Genomic DNA, 21,924 nt, shown 5'->3' on the forward strand with positions numbered 1-21,924 from the left:
ATCCGCTGACGGTCGCTCCGGCGGCCCGCCCACCGTTAACCCGGCGCCAACCGCCGGTGAACTCCGTACAACCAGCTCCGCCCTTCGACGGTCACACCAGATGACCCGCACCCGTCGACCGAGTGGGAGCCTTTGTGCCACGCAGTAGCCGCATCCTGACGTACGCCATCGCAGCCGGCGCCGTGGCCACCGCCGGGTTCGTGTTCCCGTCCGGCGCCACCGCCGCCGCACCCCGTACCGTCATGAGCGACTTCAACGGCGACGGCTACGCGGACCTCGCCGTCGGCGTCCCGGACGGGACCGTCGGCGGCCAGGCCAGGGCCGGATACGTGAACATCGTGCGGGGCGGCCCGAAGGGCGTCGGCGCCTACGGAAGCATCCGTGTCACCCAGGCCACTCCCGAGGTTCCCGGCACCCCGGAGGCGGGCGACCGCTTCGGCGCGTCCGTGGCCCTGGTGGACCTCAACGGCGACGGCATCGCGGAACTGCTCGCCGGTGTCCCCGGCGAGGACGTCACCGGCCGCGGTACGGACGCGGGCATGGTCATCGCCATAGGCGGCTCGACGGACGGGCCGGGACCGGGGGCGACGGTCCTGACCGGGCCGGCGCCATCGGCCGCGTACGGCACATCGGTCGCGGCCGCCGAGCTGACCGGCGGCGACGACCAGGAGATCGTGATCGGCGGCACGGACAAGGTCGTCGCCCGTGTCATCCAGGGTGAGGACAGCGTGATCACCACGGTCGTCGCCGCTCCCATGGGCGGCCGCGCCCCCGTCCTGGCCACCGGCGACTTCGACGGCGACGGCACGGCGGACCTGGCCGTGGCGTACTGGACCGCGGGCAACCCCAACACGCAGTCACATGTGCGCCTGTGGAAGTGGGACGCCGACCGGTCCGAGATGGCCAACTTCTGGAACACGGACAACGCCGGCGTGACCGCCCTGGCCGTCGGCGACTTCGACGGCGACGGCCACGACGACCTGGCGCTCGGCGAGTGCCGTGAGATCGCCGACGAGAACATCGACGACCCGTGCGGCCCCGAAGAACTCGCCAAGGGCGGCGGCGTCCACCTCCACTACGGAAGCCCCGCGAGCGGCTCGTTCGGCAGCCGCACCCAGACCCTCAACCAGGACACGGCGGGCGTCCCGGGCGTGGCCGAGGACGGCGACCGCTTCGGCGCCGCCCTCGCGGTCGCCGACGTCAACCGCGACGGCCGCGACGACCTGATCGTGGGCGCTCCTGGTGAGGCCATCGGAAGCAAAGCGGGAGCGGGCGCCGCCTGGCTGCTCTCCGGCAGCGCTCAGGGCCTGCTCGACGCGGGCGGCGCCGCCACATCCGTCTCCTGGAACCAGGACACGCCCGGTGTCCCGGGCGTCGCCGAGCCGGGCGACACCTTCGGCGCGGCGGTCGCCTCGGGCGACGGCAACGCCGACGGTGTACCGGATGTCACGGTCGGATCCCCTGGCGAGAACGGTTCCCTGGGCGCCGCATGGCTCTTCCGCGGCGGCTCGGCCGACGGCTCGACGGCCTTCTCGCCCCGCACGCTCGGCCTTCCGTACCTGTCCACGGCTCAGAAGTACGGCAAGCCGCTGAGCAGCCACTGAGTCCGACCTGCGGTCGTCGTACCCACCCCCACAGCACCGGTTCACCCGCCGGGCGACGGGCCGACACCTCGGACGTCAACGGAATCGGCCAACTCGTCAGCCCGAGACACCACTGCGCACCTCGGCATGCCCGACGTGCTCAAGCCCCGGTGCGCTCACCCCGCCCGCCGGGCCCGCTCCTGTCGGTATGCCTCCGCCCGGGCGAGGTAATCCCGGTGCTCCTGCTCGGGGTCCGGCGGCAGGTCCGGCTCGTCGGTGGTGGCGAAGAACCGCACCAGGGCCTCGTTCGAGCTCACGGCCAGCTCTCCGGAGCGGGCGAACATGCCCGACTCGTACTGGGCGACCGCCTCGTCGAGGCCGGCCGCCCGGCTGACGGCGTGCGCGAGTTCCGCGCCGTCCAGCATCGCGAGGTTGGCGCCGTGACCGCCGAAGGGCGCCATCAGGTGGGCCGCGTCGCCTATCAGCGTGACCCCGGGGACGTGCTCCCACGTGAGCGGGGCGGGCAGCGCCCAGAAGGACCGCGGCACGTAGTCGCCGTCGTTGCGGACGATCAGCGCGCGCATGGCCGCCGACCAGTGGCCGAACTCCCGCGCCAGGTGGGAGCGGATGCTCTCCCGGTCGGTGAGGTCCACACCGGCCCCGACGTGCCAGTCCGGTGCGGCGCGGAACGCGATGTAGCCGCGGACCACACCGTCGCCGTTGCGTTGCAGGATCACCGCGCGGCCGTCGTTGTCGTTGGAGAACATGTGGCCGTCGCCGACGATCCCGGCGACCTCGGGGTGGCGGGAGTCGACCTCGTCGAACCGGGCGTCCAGGAAGCAGACCCCCAGGTGCTGTGGGGCGGCGTCGCTGACCAGGGGGCGGACCTTGGACCACGCCCCGTCGGCGCCGATCACCAGGTCGGCCTCCACGGTGGTGCCGCCCTCGAACTCCAGGCGGTGCCCGCCACGGCCGAGCGGGGTCACGCGGACGAGCCGGTGGCCCCAGCGCACGGTGCCGGGCCGCAGGTGGTCGAAGAGCAGGCGGCGCAGCCGGCCGCGGTCGATCTCCGGCGCGGCCTCGTCGCCGGGGCCCGGGGTGAACTCCGCCAGGACCGTGCCGTGGTGGTCGCGGCGGGCCTTGGCCTGCCCCTCCGGCCGGGCCTGCGCCATGAAGGCGTCGAGCAGCCCGGCGTCCGCGAGGGCGATCTGTCCGGAGTCGGCGTGCAGGTCGAGCGTGCCGCCGGGGTCGCGGGAGTCCACGGCGTCGTCGGCGTCGTACACGGTGACCCCGATGCCGTTCCCTTGCAGGACGCGGGCGCAGGTCAGGCCGGCGGGCCCGGCGCCGACCACGCAGATCCGGGGGGTGCTGTTCGTCATGGGGACCTTCCTTTCGGGGGCGCGGATCGCGAACGGGTCGCGACAGCACCCGTCTAGGTGTAACCGCTAAAAAAGCGTAACAGCTCAACTTTCTGATTCGATCCATGAACGCGGTAAGGTGACCGGGTGACCGAGATGGGGCGCCGAGAGCGTAAGAAGGCAGCCACCCGCCAGGCCCTCGCGGACGCGGCACTGCGGCTGTTCACCGAGCGGGGCTACGACGAGGTCGGGGTGCGCGAGATCGCCGACGCGGCCGACGTGTCGGCGACGACGCTCTTCAAGCACTTCCCCGACGGCAAGGAGGCGCTGGTCTTCGACCAGGACGTGGACCGCGAGGCGGCCCTGGTCGCAGCGGTCCGCGAGCGCCCCACAGGCCAGTCCGTCCCGCAGGCCCTGCACCGGATGCTGCTGGGTGAACACTCCCGGCGGGTCCACGCCGACCCCCGGTTCGACGACTTCCTGCGCCTGATCGACACCACCCCGGCGCTGCGTGAGTACGCCCGCCGGATGTGGCTGCGGCACGAGTACGCCCTGGCCGCGGCGATCGCCGACGACGCCGGACTGCCCGCCGACGACCCGGGCTGCCGGGCGCTGGCCCACTTCGCCCTGGAGGCGCCCGTTCTCGTCCGCGGGTCCCGCGACCCCGACACCGCCCTCGACCGGGTCTTCGACCTGCTCGGCAACGGCTGGACCGGCACCCGAGCAGACTGACCCTGCGTCAGCGCCCGGGTGCCACACCGGCACCGCAGGACGTGCGGCCCCCCATCCGCCTCTATCCGCGGTTGAACGCGGCGGCAAGCCGGACCGGCCCGAGCCGGTCGTTGACCAGGCAGCCGTTGACGCATGCCGATATAGGCATATGATGAGGCCATGGCACGAGCGGCGACGACCTCGGACGCGTTCAACGCGATAGCCGAACCGCAGCGGCGGGAGATCCTGGTCCTGCTGCGGGGCGGCGAGCGGCCCGTTACCGAGCTGGCACGGGATCTGGGGATGAGCCAGCCGCAGGCGTCCAAGCACCTGCGGGTGCTCCGGGAGGTCGGACTGGTGCGGGCCCGCGGAGCGGGCAAGCAGCGGCTGTACGGCCTGGACGCCCGCGGGCTGCGGCCGGTCCACGAGTGGCTGGGCGGCTTCGAGCGGTTCTGGAGCGGCAGCTTCGACCGGCTGGACGAGTACGTGCAGGACCTGAAACAGGCAAGGCAGGAGGAACCACCCGATGACGACGACCAGTAGCGGCGATGAGCCCGAACACCCGACCGCGGACCGCGAGATCGTGATCTCCCGGACCATCAGCGCCCCACGAGAGCTGGTGTTCGAGGCGTATACGCAGGTCCGGCACCTGTCGCGGTGGTGGGGACCGGAGGGGTTCTCCACCACCACGCGGTCCTTCGAGTTCCGTGTCGGCGGGATTTGGGACTTCGTGATGCACGGGCCGGACGGGACCGACTACCAGGAGTGGATCACCTGGCGGGAGATCGTCCCGCCGGAGCGGATCGCGCTGCTGCACGGCGAGTCCCGCGACGACCCCAACGCCTTCGAGTCGGTCCTGGCCTTCGAGCCGGTCGGCGACGAGACCCGGATCGTGATGCGCACGGTGTTCCCCACCAAGGAACTCCGCGACGAGGCGGTGGAGAAGTACCACGCGATCGAGGGCGGCGAGCAGACCCTGGGCAACCTGGCAGCCTATGTCGCCGAACTCACCCGGAACGACACCGGCCGGAACGAGACCACCCCGAACGGAGCGGAGAGCTGATGGCCGGGAAGGTGTTCTTCAGCGTGACGATGTCGCTCGACGGCTTCATGGCACCCGAGGCCGTGCCGCCCGAGGACGCCTTCTCGCCCGAGAAGCAGGACGACCCGGACGTCAGGCGCTGGATGTCGAAGTGGGCGGAACTCCAAGCGTGGGCGTTCCCGCAGCGGTGGTTCCGGGAGAACCTCAAGCTCGGCGAGGGCGGCGAGGAAGGCATCGACAACGACATCGCCCGGGAGACGTACGAGCGCACCGGCGCGAGCATCATGGGCAAGCGGATGTTCGACCTCGGCGAGCCGACATGGCCGGAGGAGGCGCCGTTCCACACCCCGGTCTTCGTCGTGACCCATGAGAAGCGTGACCCGTGGGAGCGGCCGGGCGGCACGACCTTCCATTTCGTCAACGACGGCATCGAGAGCGCGCTCGACCAGGCCCGCGAGGCCGCCGGCGACCGCGACGTCCGCATCGCCGGCGGCGGCGAGACGATCCAGGAGTACCTGGACACCGGCCTGGTCGACGAGTTCTCGGTCACGCTCGCGCCCGTGCTGTTCGGCACCGGCATCCGCCTGTTCGACCGCGTGGACCCGGCCCGCCTCGCCCTCGACCAGACCCGCAGCGAGGCGTCATCCCGGGTGACCCACCTGACCTACACCGTCGGAAAGCGGTAGCCGACGCACCACACCGGCCGGCGCCCGCGCCCACCCCGCGGCCCCGGTCGCGCGCGGAGGATGGCTTCCCTCACCGCCGTCGTGTGCGCCACGCGATAACGAACGGTGGACCTGACCAGGGCCCGTGCCTCCGGCCCCGCAGGGCCCGTCAGTCGCCCCTGGCCAGGGACGATCCCGCGCCCCGACCGGCAGGGGATTCCGGAGCGCCCCAAGGAGTTCATGGCCCGCCCCGGGGACCTCGCGGCCCACCCCGAGGGCCTTACGCCCAGTTCCGGGGACCTTACGGACCGTCCGGGTCCGCGCGGTCGAGGGCGGGGTGGGCGGCGGGGGTGGTCTCGGCGAGCAGGTAGTCCGCGGCGGCGGTGTCCGTCACCAGGCTGGTGACCAGGCCGGACCTCAGCACCGCCCCGATCGCCTCGGCCTTACGGCGGCCACCGGCGATGGCCACCACCTCGGGGATCCGGCGCAGCCGGTCGGCCTCCACGGTGATGCAGCGCTCGCCCAGGTCGCGGCCGATGCGGCGGCCCTCGGCGTCGAAGAGGTGGGCCGACATCTCGGCGGCGGCGCCCAGGCTCTCGTAGTGGGCCCGCTCCTCCGCGGTCAGCATGTCGTAGACCGTGGAGATCCCGGCCTCCCAGGAGCCGATGGAGACGCAGGCCACGGTGACCTTGTCGAAGTACTCGAAGGCGCGGGCGATACCGGTCTGACCGCGCAGGGCGTCCGCGGTGGCCGTGTCCGGCAGCAGCATCGGCGCGTAGATGGGATGCGCCTCACCGCCCGAGACGGCGGCCGCGCGGCGCACCGCCTCGACCGAGCCGCGCTCCGCCGTGCCCGCGTCGTACACGCCCGTGAGCTGGACGACGGTGCACGGGGGCAGCCGGTGCAGCGCGGCCGCCATGTGGATCGTGGACCGTCCCCAGGCCAGCCCCAGCACATCCCCCTCGGTCACCAGCTCGCCCAGCAGATCCGCGGCGACCTCGCCGAGGTTCTCCGGGTCCGGGGTGTCCGCCTCGGCGTCGGCCGGGGACTCCACGACGACCGCGTGGCGCAGCCCGTAGCGGGCGCGCAGCGCGTCGGAGCGCTCCGCGTCGAGCTCGGCGGGAACCCGGATCTCGATGCGCACCAGATCGCGCTCGAGCGCCGTCTCCAGCACCCGCGCGACCTTGAAGCGGCTGACGCCGAACTCCTCGGCGATCTGGATCTTGGACTTGCCCTCAAGGTAGAAGCGGCGCGCCATGGCCGCCGCCTGCACCAGTTCGGCGGGTCCCATCCGCGTGGCTGAACGGCCCGTCGACACCGCGGTCTCCTCACTATTCATGGTCCGGACTCACCGTTCATCCTGTCAGAAACGGCGGAGTTGGTTTGGCCTTCACCCTTGAGTTCACCGACCGGTAGCGGTCTGGTCTGATGTTCCGGGGGCGCCGGTCGCCTTCTCCGCGAGACGGCGCAGCTCCCGTACGGCCTTGGCCGGGTCCTCGGCGCCGTAGACGGCCGAGCCCGCCACGAACACATCGGCGCCCGCCTCGGCGCACCGCTCGATGGTGTCGGCCGAGACCCCGCCGTCCACCTGGAGCCACAGCTCCAGACCGTGCTTCTCGATGAGCTGCCGGGTGCGGCGGATCTTCGGCAGCATGATGTCCAGGAACGCCTGGCCGCCGAAGCCGGGCTCCACGGTCATCACCAGCAGCATGTCCAGCTCGGGCAGCAGATCCTCGTACGGCTCGATGGGCGTGGCCGGCTTGAGCGCCATCGAGGCCCGTGCGCCCTTGGCCCGGATCTCGCGCGCCAGCCGCACCGGCGCGGCCGCGGCCTCCACATGGAAGGTGACGGAACCGGCGCCCGCCTCGATGTACTGCGGCGCCCAGCGGTCCGGGTCCTCGATCATGAGATGGCAGTCCAGCGGCGTCTCCGTGGCCCTGCCCAGCGACTCGACCACCGGAACACCGAGGGTGAGGTTGGGGACGAAGTGGTTGTCCATGACGTCGACGTGGAGCCAGTCGGCGCCTTCGACCGCCTTCGCCTCATCCGCCAGGCGGGAGAAGTCGGCGGACAGGATACTCGGATTGATCTGGAGGGCCATGGCTCCAAGCCTCCCACGCTCGGTGCCGGTCCATGGAGCCGGGATCATGACGGAGGCCACGGACCGCCGTGATCACCGAATCCCCCTCCGATCGACGGACGCCGGGGGAGACGAGATCATGAGAATGGTCGAGCACACAGGCAACCCACCATGACGAGAGATCGAATACCCCGGCTCCCCCGCCGCACCGCGGTGTGCGCGGCGCTCACGGCGGCCGTCGTCGTCACGCCGGTCGCCGTGGCCGGGCCCGCCTCCGCCGCGGCCGCGGCACCGCGGCCGGTCTGCGTCTCGCATCAGGCCGGGCTGGCCGACAAGCTGTCCAAGGACATCGTCGGCGCGCTGCGGGGCCGGTCCGGCACCGACGCGATCAGCCTTCGCGACGACGCCACCCACACCCGCTGCACCCTGCGCGCGAACCAGAGGTTCGACTCCGCGAGCGTGGTGAAGGTGACGGTCCTGAGCACGCTGCTGTGGGATGCGCAGCGCCATCACCGGGCACTGACCAAGCGCGAGAAGACCCTTGCCACGGCCATGATCACCAAGTCGGACAACGCCTCGACCAGCAAGCTCTGGAAGCAGCTCAAACCCTCCCGGGTCAAGGCGTTCCTGCGGGCGGCGGGGATGGATGCCACCGTGCCCGGCAAGAACGGCTACTGGGGCCTCACCCAGATCACCGCGAACGACCAGGAGCGGCTCCTGGACCTGATCACCCACCCCAACACGGTGCTGACCGACGCCTCCCGCTCCTGCGTCCTCACGTTGATGGGCAAGGTCATCCGCGAACAGCGCTGGGGCACTCCGGCCGGTGCCCCGCGCAGTGTGCAGATCCATGTGAAGAACGGCTGGCTGGAGCGGTCCACACACGGCTGGCGGGTGCACAGCATCGGCGCCTTCACCGGCGCCGGCCACGACTACACGCTCACCGTGCTCACCCAGGACAACCGCACCATGAAGGCGGGCGTGGCCACCATCGAGGCGGTGGCGCGCGCGGTGCACAGGGACCTCGACCCCACCGCCCTCGCCGATACGCTCTACACCCCGACCGACCGGCCCCAGGAAGCGCTTCCGGCGATCCCGAAGGAATGAGACGACCGGTCGCGGACGGGGCGGGCGGCGATTGGCGGGACGGCCGGTCGTGGACAGGGCGGTCGGTCGTGGACGGGCAGCCGTCAGCCCGTGCGGCGCAGCAGGGCCAGATACATGGCGTCCGTACCGTGCCGGTGCGGCCACAGCTGGATGTCGGGTCCTTCACCCAGCTCGGGCAGTCCGGGCAGCAGCGGACGGACGTCTATCCACTCCGCCGATACGGCCGGGCCGCCACGCCCCTTGAGGATGTCCTCGACCACGGCCCTGGTCTCGGCCGGATGCGGGGAGCAGGTCGCATAGCCGACCACCCCGCCGATCCGCGCCGAGGCCAGTGCCTCGCGCAGCAGCCCGCGCTGGAGCGGGGCGAATCCTTCGAGGTCCTCGGGGCGGCGCCGCCAGCGCGCCTCGGGGCGGCGGCGCAGCGCGCCGAGCCCGGTGCACGGCACATCCACCAGCACCCGGTCGAAACCGCCGGGCCGCCACGGCGGCCGGGTGCCGTCCGCGGCGATGACCTGGTACGGGCCGGGGTTGCCCGCCAGGGCCCTGGCCACCAGCCGGGCCCGGTGCGGCTGCTTCTCGGCGGCCAGCAGTGAGGCACCGCGCTCCGCGGCGAGCGCGCCGAGCAGGGCGGCCTTGCCGCCGGGGCCCGCGCAGCCGTCCAGCCAGCGCCGATCCTCCCCCTCCAGCGGGGCGTTGGCCAGCGCGATGGCCACCAGCTGGCTGCCCTCGTCCTGCACCCCGGCCCGCCCCTCGCGCACCGCCTCCAGCGCCCCGGGCTCCCCGCCCTCGGTGAGCCGCACCGCGTACGGCGACCAGCGGCCCGGCACCGCGGACCCTTCGCCGACCGCGTCCAGCAGCTCGCCGGGCGTGGACCGGCCGGGCCGGGCGACGAGGGTGACCTCGGGCCGCTCGTTGTCGGCGGCCAGCAGCTCCTCCATACCGGCGCTGCCGCCGCCGAGCGCGTCCCACAGGGCGGAGACGACCCAGCGCGGATGCGAGTGGCGGACGCCCAGATACTCCTCGGGGTCCTCGTCGTAGGGCGGGGCGACCCGCTCGAGCCAGCCGTCCAGGTCATGCGCGGCGATCCTGCGCAGCACGGCGTTGACGAACTTGGCGCGTCCGTCGCCCAGCACCACCCGGGCCAGCTCGACGCTCGCGGAGACGGCGGCGTGCGTGGGGATACGGGTCCCCAGCAGCTGGTGGGCGCCGAGGTTCAGCACATCGAGCACCGGCGGGTCCACATCGCGCAGCGGGCGGTCCACGCATTCGGCGATGATCGCGTCGTAGGTGCCCTGGTGGCGCAGGGTGCCGTAGACCAGCTCGGTGGCGAGCGCCGCGTCCCGGGCGTCGAACCGCGGCCCGCTGCCCGCCTCCGCGCTCTCCCGCGCCTTGCGGAGCAGGGGCGGGAGAACGAGGTTGGCATACGCGTCCCGTTCGTCGACCGCCCGCAGCGCCTCGAAGGCGAGGATCCGCACGGGGTCCTTCTGCGGACGGCGGTAGGGCTTGCCTGGCCGGTTCGGGGTGTGGGGACGGCGACGACGGGGCTGGTCGGTCACGGGAAATGTGCTCCGGGGGACGGATCGGGCTGAAGGAACCAGCCTACGTCGCCGGGGCCTCGGCGGTCGTGGGCCCGCCGCCCAGGGCCGTACCGTCCACGGCCGTCCCATCCACGCCGGTCCCCTCCAGGGCCGTCCCGTCCAGGGCCGTCCTGTCCAGGGGCGTCCTGTCCAGGGGCGTGGGCGGAACGGCCGCCGTCACCTTCGCGCCCGTGCCGGCGGCGCTCGCTCCGTCCACGGCGCATCCGTCGCCCACCGCCGCCGGCTGCTCGAACTGGGTGCGGTACAGCTCCTCGTAGCGGCCTCCGGCGGCCAGCAGCGCGGTGTGCGTACCGCGTTCCACGATCCGCCCGCCCTCGATCACGAGAATGAGATCCGCGGCCCGGACCGTGGACAGCCGGTGGGCGATCACCACCGCGGTGCGCCCGTCCAGCGCCTCGGCGAGCGCCTCCTGCACATCCGCCTCCGAGGTGGAGTCCAGATGCGCGGTGGCCTCATCGAGGAGCACCACCCGGGGCCGGGCCAGCAGCAGCCGGGCGATGGTCAGCCGCTGGCGCTCACCGCCGGAGAGCCGGTAGCCGCGCTCGCCCACGACGGTGTCAAGACCGTCCGGCAGGGCCGCGATCAGCCCCTCCAGCCGGGCCCGGCGCAGCACTTCCCACAGCTCCTCGTCGGTAGCCTCCGGCCGCGCCAGCAGCAGATTGGCGCGGATCGAGTCATGGAAGAGATGGCCGTCCTGGGTGACCATGCCGAGGGTGGCGCGGATCGACTCGGCGGTCAGATCGCGGACGTCCACCCCGGAGAGCCGTACGGCGCCGCCGTCGGCGTCGTAGAGCCTCGGCAGCAGCTGCGCGATGGTCGACTTCCCGGCGCCGGAGGAGCCCACCAGCGCGACCATCTGGCCCGGTTCGGCGCGGAAGGACACCTGGTGCAGAACCTGCACGCCACCACGGGTGTCCAGGGTGGCGACCTCCTCCAGGGAGGCGAGGGAGACCTTGTCCGCGGCCGGGTAGCCGAAGTCCACCCGGTCGAACTCCACGGCCACCGGCCCCTCCGGGACCTCCCGGGCGTCCGGCTTCTCGGTGATCAGCGGCTCCAGGTCGAGCACCTCGAAGACCCGCTCGAAGCTGACGAGCGCGCTCATGACCTCGACCCGCGCCCCGGCCAGCGCGGTCAGCGGCGCGTACAGCCGGGTGAGGAGCAGCGCGAGCGCCACGACGGCGCCGGGGTCGAGCCGCCCGTGCAGCGCGAACCAGCCGCCGAGGCCGTAGACCAGGGCGAGGGCCAGGGCGGAGACGAGGGTCAGGGCGGTCACGAAGGAGACCTGGACCATCGCGGTCCGCACCCCGATGTCCCGCACCCGCCGGGTCCGCGCGGCAAACTCGGCGGACTCGTCGGCGGGCCGCCCGAAGAGCTTGACCAGGGTCGCCCCGGGCGCGGAGAAGCGCTCGGTCATCTGGGTGCTCATCGCGGCGTTGTGCGTGGCCGCCTCGCGCCGCAGCTTCGCCAGCCGTCCGCCCACCCGGCGCGCGGGCAGCAGGAAGAGGGGCAGGAGCAGCAGCGTGACCAGGGTGATCTGCCAGGAGATCCCGATCATGACGACGAGGGTGAGCAGCAGTGTCACCAGATTGCTCACCACCCCGGAGAGGGTGTCGCTGAACGCCCGCTGCGCGCCGATGACGTCGTTGTTGAGCCTGCTGACCAGCGCACCGGTGCGGGTCCTGGTGAAGAACGCCACCGGCATCCGCTGGACGTGGTCGAAGACGGCGGTGCGCAGATCGAGGATCAGCCCCTCGCCGATGTTCGCCGAAAGCCAGCGGGTCAGCAGCCCAATGGCCGCTTCCGCCACGGCGATCGCGGCGATGAGCCCGGCCAGCCCGAGCACCGTCCCCTGTCCCGAACGGTGGACGATCGCGTCCACCACCCGGCCCGCCAGCAGCGGTGTGGCCACCGCGAGCACCGCCGTGACCGTGCTCAGCACCAGGAACAGCAGCAGCCGGCGACGGTGCGGACGGGCGAAGGCGCCGATGCGGCGCAGTGTCTCGCGGGAGAAGGGCCGCCGATCGTCGTTGGCATTGGACGCCTGATACAGGGAATGCCAGGCGGTCACTTCCATGTCCATCACGTACCTCCGAGGTCTCGTGAGGAACGTAAGACTTCAACCTAGGTTGAAGTCGACATTGGCCTGAACCGGCGCGCCCGGCACCCGTCTTTCGACCCAGTGGCCCGCCTTTCGGCCCGGCGGCCCGGCTGAGACGTCACCCCCGTTCAGGCCCCGAGCTGCTCGCCCTCCGCGATCCGCACCCCGCGCGCCCAATCCGCCGCGAGCATCGGCTTCTTGCCCTGCGGCCGCACCCAGGTCAGCTCCACGGCATGGCTGCCGGTGCCCACGTACACGGCCTTCTTGGTCGCGGCCAGCGCGCCGGGCGCCAGATCCGTACGGTCCGCCACCGGTCGCGCCGAGACGACCTTCAGCCGCTCCCCCCGGAAGGTGGTCCACGCGCCCGGGGCGGGGGTGCACGCCCGCACCAGCCGGTCGACGCGCAGCGCGGGCGCCGTCCAGTCGATCTCCGCGTCCTCGACGGTGATCTTCGGGGCGAGCGAGATGCCCTCGGCCGGCTGCGGCACCGGGTTCAGGGTGCCGTTCTCGATGCCGTCCATCGTCGCCTCGAGCAGTCCGGCACCGGCGAAGGCGAGCCGGGTCAGCAGATCGCCACTGGTGTCGGTGGCCCGCACCTCCTCGGTCACCACCCCGAACACCGGCCCGGAGTCCAGCCCTTCCTCGATCTGGAAGGTCGAGGCGCCGGTCATCTCGTCGCCCGCGAGCACGGCGTGCTGTACGGGTGCCGCGCCCCGCCATGCCGGGAGCAGCGAGAAGTGCAGATTGACCCAGCCGTGCGCGGGGATCTCCAGCGCGGACTTGGGCAGCAGCGCGCCGTAGGCCACCACCGGGCAGCAGTCCGGGGCGATCTCGGCGAGCCGGGCGAGGAACTCCGGTTCACGCGGCTTGCCGGGCTTGAGCACCTCGATACCCGCCTCCTCGGCCCGCTCGGCGACCGGGCCGGCCACGAGGCGGCGACCGCGCCCGGCGGGCGCGTCGGGACGGGTCACCACGGCCACCACCTCGTGCTTCTCCGACGCGATCAGCGCGTCCAGAGCGGGCAGGGCGACCTCGGGGGTACCGGCGAAGACGAGCCTCATGGGTGGCGAACTACCTCTCACACAGCGGGTACGGCGGAAACAGCGGAAACCGCGCCTGAAGTCTATGGTCCGCCGGACGAGGGGGCGTACGAGCGGACCCCCGCACGCCCCGGACCGTGACCGACGGGCGGGTGCCGCGTTGGTCAAGACAGATTGACCGCATCGGGCCGCTGCCGCGGCCCGATGCGTTTCCCGCCGTCCGACCGCTTCCCCGCTCCCTCCCCCAAACCACCCCATCTCCCCGTCACCCCACACCCCATCCCCGTCAACGCCGGTTCGAGAGGCTTGTACATGGCCGACCACGCAACTCATGACGCCCAGGCACGGGCCAGCCTGCACCTCCTGGTCCGGGACATCGAGCGGGTCCGCCGGCAGGTGGACGCGCTGCGCACGCTCACCGCCCAGCTCGGCAATGTCTACCGCCCCCGTCGCACCGGCCCGTCCGCCGGTTTCGTGGTCTACGGACGCGCCCCGGCCCCCACCGTGCGGCTCGCCCAGGAACTGCGGGACAGCGTCGAGACGCTGGTCACGGCCGCGGTCGACTTCGATCGCTCGCTCGGCTTCTCGTGGGACGCGGTGGGCTCGGCGCTCGGCGTCACCAAGCAGGCGGTGCACCGCCGATACGGCGCCCGCCGGGCCGCCGCGCAGAGCGCGTCCGAGGGCGGCGAACCGTCCACGGGCCGCCCGGCCGAGTCCGCCTCCGTGCCCTCGGTGCCCGCCGCGCGCACGGCCCCGCCGCAGTCGACACCGCCATCCCTCCGCGAGGACCCTCGTCCCAACCTCCGCGAGGACCCCCGCCCCAACGCCTTCCCCAGCCCCCGCCACGGGTAGGCAACGCCCCTTCTACAAGGCTAGGTTCTCCCCCGGCTACCGCCGGGAGGTGCCCCCGCCGGGGCGCTTCAGCCTCCCCCGGCTACCGCTGGGAGGTGCCCCCGCCACGGCGGTCGACCGTGCCCGGCCCCTCCCTTCCTCAGGGGCCCGCGCGCGCTCCCTTTCGACAGCACCGCGTTCGACAGCGAAGCGCCCCTTCGGCTCGCCACCGGCTACCGCCGGGCGGTGGCCACCGGCCGGAGGAAAACCCCAGCCCCCGGATGCTCGAAGGCCCCCTTCCGCTCAGCCGGTCACCGCGAGATGGCAGGCCGGGCTCGGCCGGAAGAACCCAGCCCGGAGGCTCTGCCGACTCAGCCGATGTCCAGGGGATCCACGCGCACCGCGGGGTCCCGCTCCCCCAGGGCCAGGCGGCGCGCCTTCGCCTCCTTGAGGGCCGCCGCGAGTGCGCTGCCCTGGCCGGGGCGCACCCGCAGCAGTGCGCGCTCCCAGACCTCGCCCGGCGGCGGGTCTCCGGGGCGGCGCGGGCGCCCGGGGGGCGCCGGGGGCAGCGGGACCGGGCCGAGCGTCTCGGCCCCTTCGGGCAGCCGGGCCGAGGCGATCAGCTCGGCCACCGCCTCCGCGGGGCCGGTCACCGCCGCCATCCGTGAGATCGGCGGAAAGCCCAGCTGGGACCGTTCGGCCAGCTCGCGCGCCGCGTAACCGGCGGGGTCCCAGCGCACCAGCGCCTGGACGGGCCGCAGCGTCGGCTCGGCCATGATCACCACGGTGCCGCCCCGGCCGTCATCCTCCTCGTCCCCATGGCCGCGTACCAGCGAGGCCGCCTCCAGCCAGTGGCGCAGCGCGTCCTCACCGGCGCGCAGATCGGGGCGGCCGAGCAGGGCCCAGCCGTCGAGCAGCAGCGCCGCGGCGTAACCGCCCTCGGCGACCGGCTCGGCGCCCGGCGTGCTCACGACGAGCGCCGGACGGTCGGGGACGGACGTCAGCACATGGTCACGGCCGGAGGTGCGCACGGGCACCGCCGGAAAGGCCCGGCCCAGCTCCTCGGCGGTGCGCCGGGCGCCGACGATGGAGGCGCGCAGCCGGACGCCCCCGCATTCGCGGCAGTGCCAGGCGGGTTCGTCCCGTCCGCACCATCCGCACACCAGATGCTCCGCGTCCCGCGCCTCCAGCGGACCCGCGCAGTGCGCACAGCGCGCGGGCTCCCGGCAGCGCTCACAGGCCAGCTTCGGCACATAGCCCCGGCGCGGCACCTGCACCAGCACGGGGCCCCGGGTCAGCGCCTCCCGTACGGTCTGCCAGGCGATCGTGGGCAGCCGGGCGGCGCGGGCCTCCGCGTCCCGGGCCACTTCGCCCTCGTCGACCGTACGGATCAGCGGGGCGGCCGCCCGGACCCGCTCACGGTCGGCTTCGAGCGGCCGGGCCCAGCCGTTCTCCACCAGCTGGGCGGCCTCGACGGTACGGCCGAGGTCGCCCAGCAGAAACCCGGTCTTCTCGTGGACGGCGCGCAGCAGCAGCACATCGCGGGCGTGCGGCTGCGGCAGCCGGTCGTCGCTGTGGCTACGGTCGCCGTCGTCCCAGATCCCCACCAGCCCGAGGTCCCGGACCGGCGCGAACATCGCCGCGCGGGTGCCCACCACCGCCCGGATCGAGCCCCGGCTGACCGCCAGCCAGCGGCGGTAGCGCTCCTCGGGTCCGAGGTCGGCGGTGAGCAGCACATGCCGCCCCGGCCCGCCGAGCACCTCCGTGAGCGCGGCGTCCACCCGCTCGGCGGTCCGTCCGTCGGGGACGACGACGAGCGCCCCGCGCCCGGACGCGAGCGTGGCGGCCACGGCGATGGCCCACTCCCGGGGCCAGTGCGGTCCGGGCAGCGCGGTCCATACGGCCCGCGGCCGGTCACCGCGCGCAAGCGCCTCCAGGAACCCGGGCCCGGCCGGATAGCGGGCCCAACTCCCGGGCGCGGGCGGCTCCGGCGGGGGCAGCGGCGGCGGTGACGGCTCGCCCTCGGCGCGGGCGTTGCGCTTGGGCAGGGCCAGCTGAAGCACATCGGCGAGCGATCCGGCGTACCGGTCGGCGACCGCCCGGCACAGCGCCAGCAGCCCCGGCCCCAGCACCGGCTCCGGGGAGACCACCTGCGCGAGGGCGGCCAGCGGGCCCCGGTAGTCGGACTCGGCGACGCGCTCGATGATGTACCCGTCGAGCAGCCCGCCGCCCTCGCGCCGCCCCTCGCGCACCTTCCCCGTCCCGGCCCCGAACCGCACCCGCACCCGCACCCCGGGCCGCGCCTCGGCGTCCATCTCGGCCGGCACCGCGTAGTCCCACAACTTGTCGAGGTGGACCGGCCCCTTGTCGACGAGCACCCGCGCCACGGGCAGCTCCCCGGCCAGCGCGGCCCCCCGCCACGTCCGCGGCTTGGCCTTGGGCACCTTGGCCTTGCGCACGGTCTCCCGAATGAGCGCGAGCTGCTCCCCCTCCGACGTCTCCGCCGGGTCCTTCGGCCGCTCGTTGTCCCTGCTCACAGATCAAGTCTTAGCAGACCACACGGACAGCAACGGACGCGAAGGCCCGGACGCCAAGAGGCGTCCGGGCCTTTTCGAAGCGGGGATCGGGCCGGGGCCTTACAGGCCCGCCGCCGCGCGGAGGGCGTCTACCCGGTCGGTGCGCTCCCAGGTGAAGTCGGGGAGCTCGCGGCCGAAGTGGCCGTACGCCGCGGTCTGGGCGTAGATCGGGCGGAGCAGGTCGAGGTCGCGGATGATCGCGGCCGGGCGGAGGTCGAAGACCTGGGAGATGGCCTTCTCGATCTTCTCGGTGTCGATCGCGGCGGTGCCGAAGGTCTCGACGAAGAGGCCGACCGGCTCGGCCTTGCCGATGGCGTACGCGACCTGGACCTCGCAGCGCTGAGCGAGGCCGGCGGCCACCACGTTCTTGGCCACCCAGCGCATGGCGTAGGCGGCGGAGCGGTCGACCTTGGAGGGGTCCTTGCCGGAGAAGGCGCCGCCGCCGTGGCGGGACATGCCGCCGTAGGTGTCGATGATGATCTTGCGGCCGGTGAGGCCGGCGTCGCCCATCGGGCCGCCGATCTCGAAGCGGCCGGTGGGATTGACCAGCAGACGGTAGCCCTCGGTGTCGAGCTTGATGCCGTCCTCGACCAGGTCCTTCAGCACGTGCTCGACCACGAATTCCCGGATGTCGGGAGCCAGCAGCGAGTCCAGGTCGATGTCGGAGGCGTGCTGCGAGGAGACGACGACGGTGTCCAGGCGGACCGCCTTGTTGCCGTCGTACTCGATGGTGACCTGGGTCTTGCCGTCCGGGCGCAGGTAGGGGATGGTCCCGTTCTTGCGGACCTCGGACAGCCGGCGGGAGAGCCGGTGCGCCAGGTTGATCGGCAGCGGCATCAGTTCGGGCGTCTCGTCGCAGGCGTACCCGAACATCAGGCCCTGGTCGCCCGCGCCCTGCTTGTCCAGCTCGTCCTCATCGCCCTCGACCCGGAGCTCGTAGGCGGAGTCCACACCCTGGGCGATGTCGGGGGACTGTGAGCCGATCGACACCGAAACGCCGCAGGAGGCGCCGTCGAAACCCTTCTTCGACGAGTCGTAGCCGATGTCGAGGATCTTGTTCCGCACGAGCGTCGCGATCGGGGCGTACGCCTTGGTGGTCACCTCGCCGGCCACGTGCACCAGGCCGGTGGTGATCAAGGTCTCGACGGCGACCCGGGAGGTCGGGTCCTCCTTGAGAAGGGCGTCGAGGATGGTGTCGCTGATCTGGTCGGCGATCTTGTCGGGGTGACCCTCGGTCACGGATTCCGAGGTGAACAGGCGGCGGGACACATCGCTCCCTGGGGTTGCAGCGGCTGCTGGCTGATCATGGTCGGACCGCTCGGGAGCTGCGCCCGGTGCGGTTCCTGGGCCAGCTTATCCGGCACGTCCACCGGTCAAGCATCCCCGTCCCACAGAACGGGCAGGCCCGTGTCCGGGAACATACCTTGCCTCAAGCCGAAATACAGCCCCACCCTACCGTGGCAGGAACGTGTCATGAGCTGTCATGAGCCCGATCGGCCGTGCCGTCGCCCCGCTTCAGGGGCATCGAACAGCCCCGCCGGGGCCGGGCTCAGCCAAGGCGGCGGGCCACCAGATCCCAGACGGTGTCGGCCAGCGCGCCCTTGGGGCCGTACGGCACGGGCGTCTCGGTGCCGTCGGCGCCGAGCACCACGGCCTCGTTGGTCTCCGCGCCGAAGGTCTTGTGCTCCCCGACCTCGTTGACCACCAGCAGATCGCAGCCCTTGCGGGCGAGCTTGGCGCGGCCGTTGGCGAGCACATCGTCGGTTTCGGCGGCGAAACCCACCACGATCTGGCCGGGGCGGGCGCGCTCGGCTGAGATCTCGGCGAGGATGTCCGGATTCCGTACCAGGGCGAGCGGCTCGGGCTCCTGGCCCTCGCGCTTCTTGATCTTCCCCTCGGCGTACCGCGCGGGGCGGAAATCGGCCACGGCGGCGGCCATCACCACGGCGTCGGCGTCCGCGGCCGCCTTGAGCACGGCCTCGCGCAGCTGGGCCGCGGTGCCCGCGCGCACCACATCGGCGCCGGCCGGGTCCGGCAGCTCGCTGTTGGCCGAGACAAGAGTCACCCGGGCACCCCGGGCGACGGCGGCACGGGCCAGGGCGTACCCCTGGCGGCCGGTGGAGCGGTTGCCGAGGAAGCGCACCGGGTCCAGCGGTTCGCGGGTGCCCCCGGCGCTGACCACGACATGGCGCCCCGCCAGATCGGCGGTGAGCGCCTCGGCGCCACGGGCCAGCACCCGGCGGCAGACCTCGAAGATCTCCCCGGGGTCCGGCAGCCGCCCCTTGCCGGTGTCCACGCCGGTGAGCCGCCCCACAGCGGGTTCGATGACGACGGCGCCGCGGCGGCGCAGGGTCGCCACGTTCTCCTGGGTGGCGGAGTGCTCCCACATCTCGGTGTGCATCGCGGGCGCGAAGACGACCGGACAGCGCGCGGTGAGCAGCGTGTTGGTGAGCAGATCGTCCGCCAGGCCATGGGCGGCCTTGGCGAGCAGATCGGCGGTGGCGGGGGCGATCACGAGCAGATCGGCGGACTGGCCGATGCGGACGTGCGGCACCTCGTGGACGGAGTCCCAGACCTCGGTCGTCGCCGGATGCCCGGACAGCGCGGACCAGGTCGCCTCGCCGACGAAGTGCAGCGCCGAGGCGGTCGGCACGACGCGTACGTCATGGCCGGACTCGGTGAGGCGGCGCAGCAGCTCACACGCCTTGTAGGCGGCGATCCCACCACTGACGCCCAGAACCACCTTGGGCTTGTCCATCGCTCGGCTCTCCCCACCGGGTACGTCGGATGTCGCATCGGGCCGTACGTCCAGTCACGGTACGCCGGGTCATCTCACGTACCCATGACACACCACGGGCCCGGCATCTCTGCCGGGCCGTGATGAAGTGATCCGAGAACTACTGAGCCGGGCCCTCGATGGCCTCGGAGGTCAGCAGGCCCGCGTTGATCTCGCGGAGCGCGATCGAGAGGGGCTTCTCGTGGACGTGGGTGTCCACGAGGGGACCGACGTACTCGAGCAGGCCCTCACCGAGCTGGGAGTAGTACGCGTTGATCTGCCGCGCGCGCTTGGCCGCGTAGATCACCAGGCTGTACTTGGAGTCGGTGGCCTCGAGCAGCTCATCAATCGGAGGGTTGATGATCCCCTCGGGCGCGGTCATGGGAGAGGACACTCTCTAGCCTTCCTTATTTCTGCCTCATGGCAAGAATTTCGCCTCATGGCAAGAGTGAATTGAAGATCAAGCCACTCGCATCAAGGCTAGCAGCTCATGGGAAACGTCCTGGACGGAGGTATTGACCAAGGTCGTATCGAACTCTGACTCGGCGGCCAGCTCGGTCCGCGCGGCCTCCAGCCGCCGCTCGATCACCTCGGGCGCCTCGGTGCCCCGGCCGGTGAGCCGGCGCACCAGCTCCTCCCAGCTCGGCGGCGCCAGGAAGACCAGCTGCGCCTCCGGCATGGACTCGCGGATCTGCCGTGCGCCCTGTAGGTCGATCTCCAGCAGCACCGGCTCCCCCGCGCCGAGGCGGTCCATGACCGCCTCGCGCGGGGTGCCGTAGCGGTTGCCCGCGAACTCGGCCCACTCCAGCAGCTCACCATTGGCTATGAGCTTGTCGAACTCCCCGTCGTCCACGAAGAAATAGTGAACGCCGTCCCGCTCACCGGGGCGCGGTCGCCGCGTCGTGGCGGAGACCGAGAGCCAGACCTCGGGGTGTTCCTTGCGCATATGGGCGACGACCGTGCTCTTGCCGACCCCGGAGGGGCCGGAGAGCACGGTCAATCGCGGTCGTGCGGAGTGTGCTGCCATGGAGCGATTATCCAGGTTCCCGGGAGTGCCTGGAAACGCCGGGCCTCGTCAGCCGGCGGCGCCGCCGAACTCGCGCTCGAGCGACGCGATCTGGTTGGAGCCCAGACCCCGCACACGACGGCTCTCGGAGATGCCGAGCCGCTCCATGATCTGCTTGGCGCGGACCTTGCCGACGCCGGGCAGGGACTCCAGGAGAGCGGACACCTTCATCTTGCCGATGACGTCGTTCTCCTGGCCCTGCTTGATGACCTCGTGCAGGGAAGCGCCGGAGTGCTTGAGTCGATTCTTGACCTCGGCGCGCTCCCGGCGAGCCGCGGCGGCCTTTTCGAGCGCGGCTGCGCGCTGTTCAGGGGTAAGGGGCGGAAGAGCCACGCCTACGTCACCTCGGATGTCGAACTGTCGGATATGGACCGGTGAGGAACCTAGTCGCCCCTCACCTGGGGAGCAACGCGCAACGCAGCAGCACGTTCGCTCTCGTCGGAGACTAGCGGCCGATCCCGCTCCAGTCAGCGAGAACAGACGAAAAGTCCTGGTCAGACTCGCTCGACTCGGACATTTACGGACAAAATAGCCGGGTTATTCGGCCACAGCACGCACTTCATCAGCCATTCTGGACGCCGCCTCGACCAGCGACGCGGCGTCCGGACCGTGCCGGAGCACCCCCCTGCTGACGCTCGGAACGACATTCCGCACCGCCGGACCGAAAACCGCCGGGAGATCGGCGGGGGTCGCGCCCTGGGCCCCGATGCCGGGGGCCAGCAGCGGACCGTCGATCGCCAGATCGGCGCCCGCCTCCCCCGCCGCCCCGCCCAGCGTCGCGCCGACCACCGCGCCGTACGAGCCGAGGCGGCCCTCGGCGGCCTCGGCGGCGTTCTCGGCCTTGAGCGCCCTCAGCACGGTGGCCGCGACGGTCGTTCCGTCGGACCGCACCGCGTGCTGCACCTCGGCGCCCTCCGGATTGGAGGTCAGCGCCAGTACGAAGACGCCCGCGCCCGCCGCCCGCGCCGCGTCCAGCGCCGGGCGCAGCGAGCCGAAGCCGAGGTAGGGGCTGAGGGTGATCGCGTCCGAGAACAGCGGACCGGCCGGATCCAGATAGGCCGAGGCGTACGCCGCCATGGTCGAGCCGATGTCGCCGCGCTTGGCGTCCATCAGCACCAGCGCCCCGGCGGCGCGGGCGTCGGCCACCGCCCGCTCGAGCACCGCGATGCCGCGGGAGCCGAACCGCTCGTAGAAGGCCGACTGTGGCTTGAGGACGGCGACCCGCTCGGCGAGCGCGTCCACGACGGTCCGGGTGAACCGCTCCAAACCGGCCACATCGTCCCCCAGGCCCCAGTCGGCGAGCAGGGAGGCGTGCGGGTCGATGCCGACGCACAGGGGGCCGCGGGCGTCCATGGCGGCGCGCAGGCGGGTGCCGAAGGGGGTCGTCATGCGT

General features: G+C 72.5%; 20 protein-coding genes. 7 read left to right on the forward strand and 13 right to left on the reverse strand.

The annotated features are described in order from the left end of the window. Positions 1 to 134 precede the first annotated feature (134 nt). A complete protein-coding gene (locus tag NQU54_RS23130) occupies positions 135 to 1,604 on the forward strand; it encodes an FG-GAP-like repeat-containing protein (RefSeq protein ID WP_257632756.1) in 1,470 nt (489 codons plus the stop codon). 155 nt (positions 1,605 to 1,759) lie between these two features. Here the strand turns inward: NQU54_RS23130 and NQU54_RS23135 are convergent, their stop codons facing one another. Next, positions 1,760 to 2,962: an FAD-dependent oxidoreductase gene (locus NQU54_RS23135; RefSeq protein ID WP_257632757.1), complete on the reverse strand. Its 1,203-nt coding sequence runs from the start codon at positions 2,960 to 2,962 to the stop codon at positions 1,760 to 1,762. 135 nt (positions 2,963 to 3,097) lie between these two features. Here NQU54_RS23135 and NQU54_RS23140 point away from each other — a divergent pair, with 135 nt between their 5' ends. The 4 genes from NQU54_RS23140 (at position 3,098) to NQU54_RS23155 (ending at position 5,380) form a co-directional block, all read left to right on the forward strand. Continuing rightward, positions 3,098 to 3,673, forward strand: a complete 576-nt coding sequence (locus NQU54_RS23140; protein WP_257632775.1) for a TetR/AcrR family transcriptional regulator — start codon at positions 3,098 to 3,100, stop codon at positions 3,671 to 3,673. Positions 3,674 to 3,832: 159 nt separating this feature from the next. Then, a complete protein-coding gene (locus NQU54_RS23145) occupies positions 3,833 to 4,195 on the forward strand; it encodes an ArsR/SmtB family transcription factor (protein ID WP_079259669.1) in 363 nt (120 codons plus the stop codon). Then, on the forward strand, positions 4,179 to 4,715 hold the full coding sequence (locus NQU54_RS23150; RefSeq protein WP_257632758.1) for an SRPBCC family protein: 537 nt from the start codon (positions 4,179 to 4,181) through the stop codon (positions 4,713 to 4,715). The genes NQU54_RS23145 and NQU54_RS23150 overlap by 17 nt, the downstream gene beginning before the upstream one ends. Next, positions 4,715 to 5,380, forward strand: a complete 666-nt coding sequence (locus tag NQU54_RS23155; protein WP_257632759.1) for a dihydrofolate reductase family protein — start codon at positions 4,715 to 4,717, stop codon at positions 5,378 to 5,380. The genes NQU54_RS23150 and NQU54_RS23155 overlap by 1 nt, the downstream gene beginning before the upstream one ends. Positions 5,381 to 5,660: 280 nt before the next feature. Here NQU54_RS23155 and NQU54_RS23160 read toward each other — a convergent pair whose 3' ends face one another. Both NQU54_RS23160 and rpe read right to left on the reverse strand, forming a co-directional pair. After that, complete coding sequence (locus tag NQU54_RS23160; RefSeq protein WP_370685063.1) at positions 5,661 to 6,650, reverse strand: sugar-binding transcriptional regulator; 990 nt, start codon at positions 6,648 to 6,650, stop codon at positions 5,661 to 5,663. A gap of 111 nt (positions 6,651 to 6,761) precedes the next feature. After that, positions 6,762 to 7,460: a ribulose-phosphate 3-epimerase gene (gene rpe, locus NQU54_RS23165; protein WP_257632760.1), complete on the reverse strand. Its 699-nt coding sequence runs from the start codon at positions 7,458 to 7,460 to the stop codon at positions 6,762 to 6,764. A gap of 150 nt (positions 7,461 to 7,610) precedes the next feature. On the opposite strand from rpe, the gene NQU54_RS23170 reads away from it, so the two are divergent. Next, the gene (locus tag NQU54_RS23170; RefSeq protein WP_257632761.1) at positions 7,611 to 8,546 is read left to right on the forward strand and encodes a serine hydrolase; all 936 of its coding nucleotides are present in this window, start codon (positions 7,611 to 7,613) and stop codon (positions 8,544 to 8,546) included. Between the two features lie 83 nt (positions 8,547 to 8,629). Here NQU54_RS23170 and NQU54_RS23175 read toward each other — a convergent pair whose 3' ends face one another. The 3 genes from NQU54_RS23175 to fmt form a co-directional block, all read right to left on the reverse strand. Further along, entirely contained in the window at positions 8,630 to 10,102 is a 1,473-nt protein-coding gene (locus NQU54_RS23175; RefSeq protein ID WP_257632762.1) for an RsmB/NOP family class I SAM-dependent RNA methyltransferase, read from the reverse strand. Positions 10,103 to 10,145: 43 nt separating this feature from the next. Further along, the gene (locus NQU54_RS23180; protein WP_257632763.1) at positions 10,146 to 12,224 is read right to left on the reverse strand and encodes an ABC transporter ATP-binding protein; all 2,079 of its coding nucleotides are present in this window, start codon (positions 12,222 to 12,224) and stop codon (positions 10,146 to 10,148) included. A gap of 146 nt (positions 12,225 to 12,370) precedes the next feature. After that, positions 12,371 to 13,303, reverse strand: a complete 933-nt coding sequence (gene fmt / locus NQU54_RS23185) for a methionyl-tRNA formyltransferase (protein ID WP_257632764.1) — start codon at positions 13,301 to 13,303, stop codon at positions 12,371 to 12,373. Between the two features lie 291 nt (positions 13,304 to 13,594). Here fmt and NQU54_RS23190 point away from each other — a divergent pair, with 291 nt between their 5' ends. Then, positions 13,595 to 14,134 carry a hypothetical protein gene (locus tag NQU54_RS23190; RefSeq protein ID WP_069869800.1) on the forward strand — a complete coding sequence of 180 codons (540 nt, stop codon included), beginning with the start codon at positions 13,595 to 13,597 and terminating at the stop codon, positions 14,132 to 14,134. A 350-nt stretch (positions 14,135 to 14,484) separates the two neighbouring features. Here the strand turns inward: NQU54_RS23190 and NQU54_RS23195 are convergent, their stop codons facing one another. From NQU54_RS23195 to pyrF, 7 genes are all read right to left on the reverse strand, one after another. Further along, positions 14,485 to 16,650, reverse strand: coding sequence for a primosomal protein N' (locus tag NQU54_RS23195; RefSeq protein WP_257632765.1), 2,166 nt, complete (start codon positions 16,648 to 16,650; stop codon positions 14,485 to 14,487). A 99-nt stretch (positions 16,651 to 16,749) separates the two neighbouring features. Next, entirely contained in the window at positions 16,750 to 17,958 is a 1,209-nt protein-coding gene (gene metK / locus NQU54_RS23200) for a methionine adenosyltransferase (protein ID WP_257632766.1), read from the reverse strand. 280 nt (positions 17,959 to 18,238) lie between these two features. Next, a complete protein-coding gene (coaBC, locus tag NQU54_RS23205) occupies positions 18,239 to 19,447 on the reverse strand; it encodes a bifunctional phosphopantothenoylcysteine decarboxylase/phosphopantothenate--cysteine ligase CoaBC (protein WP_257632767.1) in 1,209 nt (402 codons plus the stop codon). Positions 19,448 to 19,586: 139 nt separating this feature from the next. Continuing rightward, positions 19,587 to 19,847 (reverse strand): DNA-directed RNA polymerase subunit omega, encoded by a 261-nt coding sequence (gene rpoZ, locus NQU54_RS23210; RefSeq protein WP_020867048.1) that lies wholly within the window; start codon positions 19,845 to 19,847, stop codon positions 19,587 to 19,589. A 78-nt stretch (positions 19,848 to 19,925) separates the two neighbouring features. Next, positions 19,926 to 20,492, reverse strand: coding sequence for a guanylate kinase (gmk, locus tag NQU54_RS23215; RefSeq protein WP_069869796.1), 567 nt, complete (start codon positions 20,490 to 20,492; stop codon positions 19,926 to 19,928). Positions 20,493 to 20,540: 48 nt separating this feature from the next. Further along, entirely contained in the window at positions 20,541 to 20,864 is a 324-nt protein-coding gene (locus NQU54_RS23220; RefSeq protein WP_009713618.1) for an integration host factor, read from the reverse strand. A gap of 204 nt (positions 20,865 to 21,068) precedes the next feature. Next, complete coding sequence (pyrF, locus tag NQU54_RS23225; protein ID WP_079259658.1) at positions 21,069 to 21,920, reverse strand: orotidine-5'-phosphate decarboxylase; 852 nt, start codon at positions 21,918 to 21,920, stop codon at positions 21,069 to 21,071. Positions 21,921 to 21,924: the final 4 nt, after the last annotated feature.

Origin of the sequence: Streptomyces malaysiensis subsp. samsunensis (genome assembly GCF_024519315.1) — a bacterium.
GTDB lineage: Bacteria > Actinomycetota > Actinomycetes > Streptomycetales > Streptomycetaceae > Streptomyces > Streptomyces malaysiensis.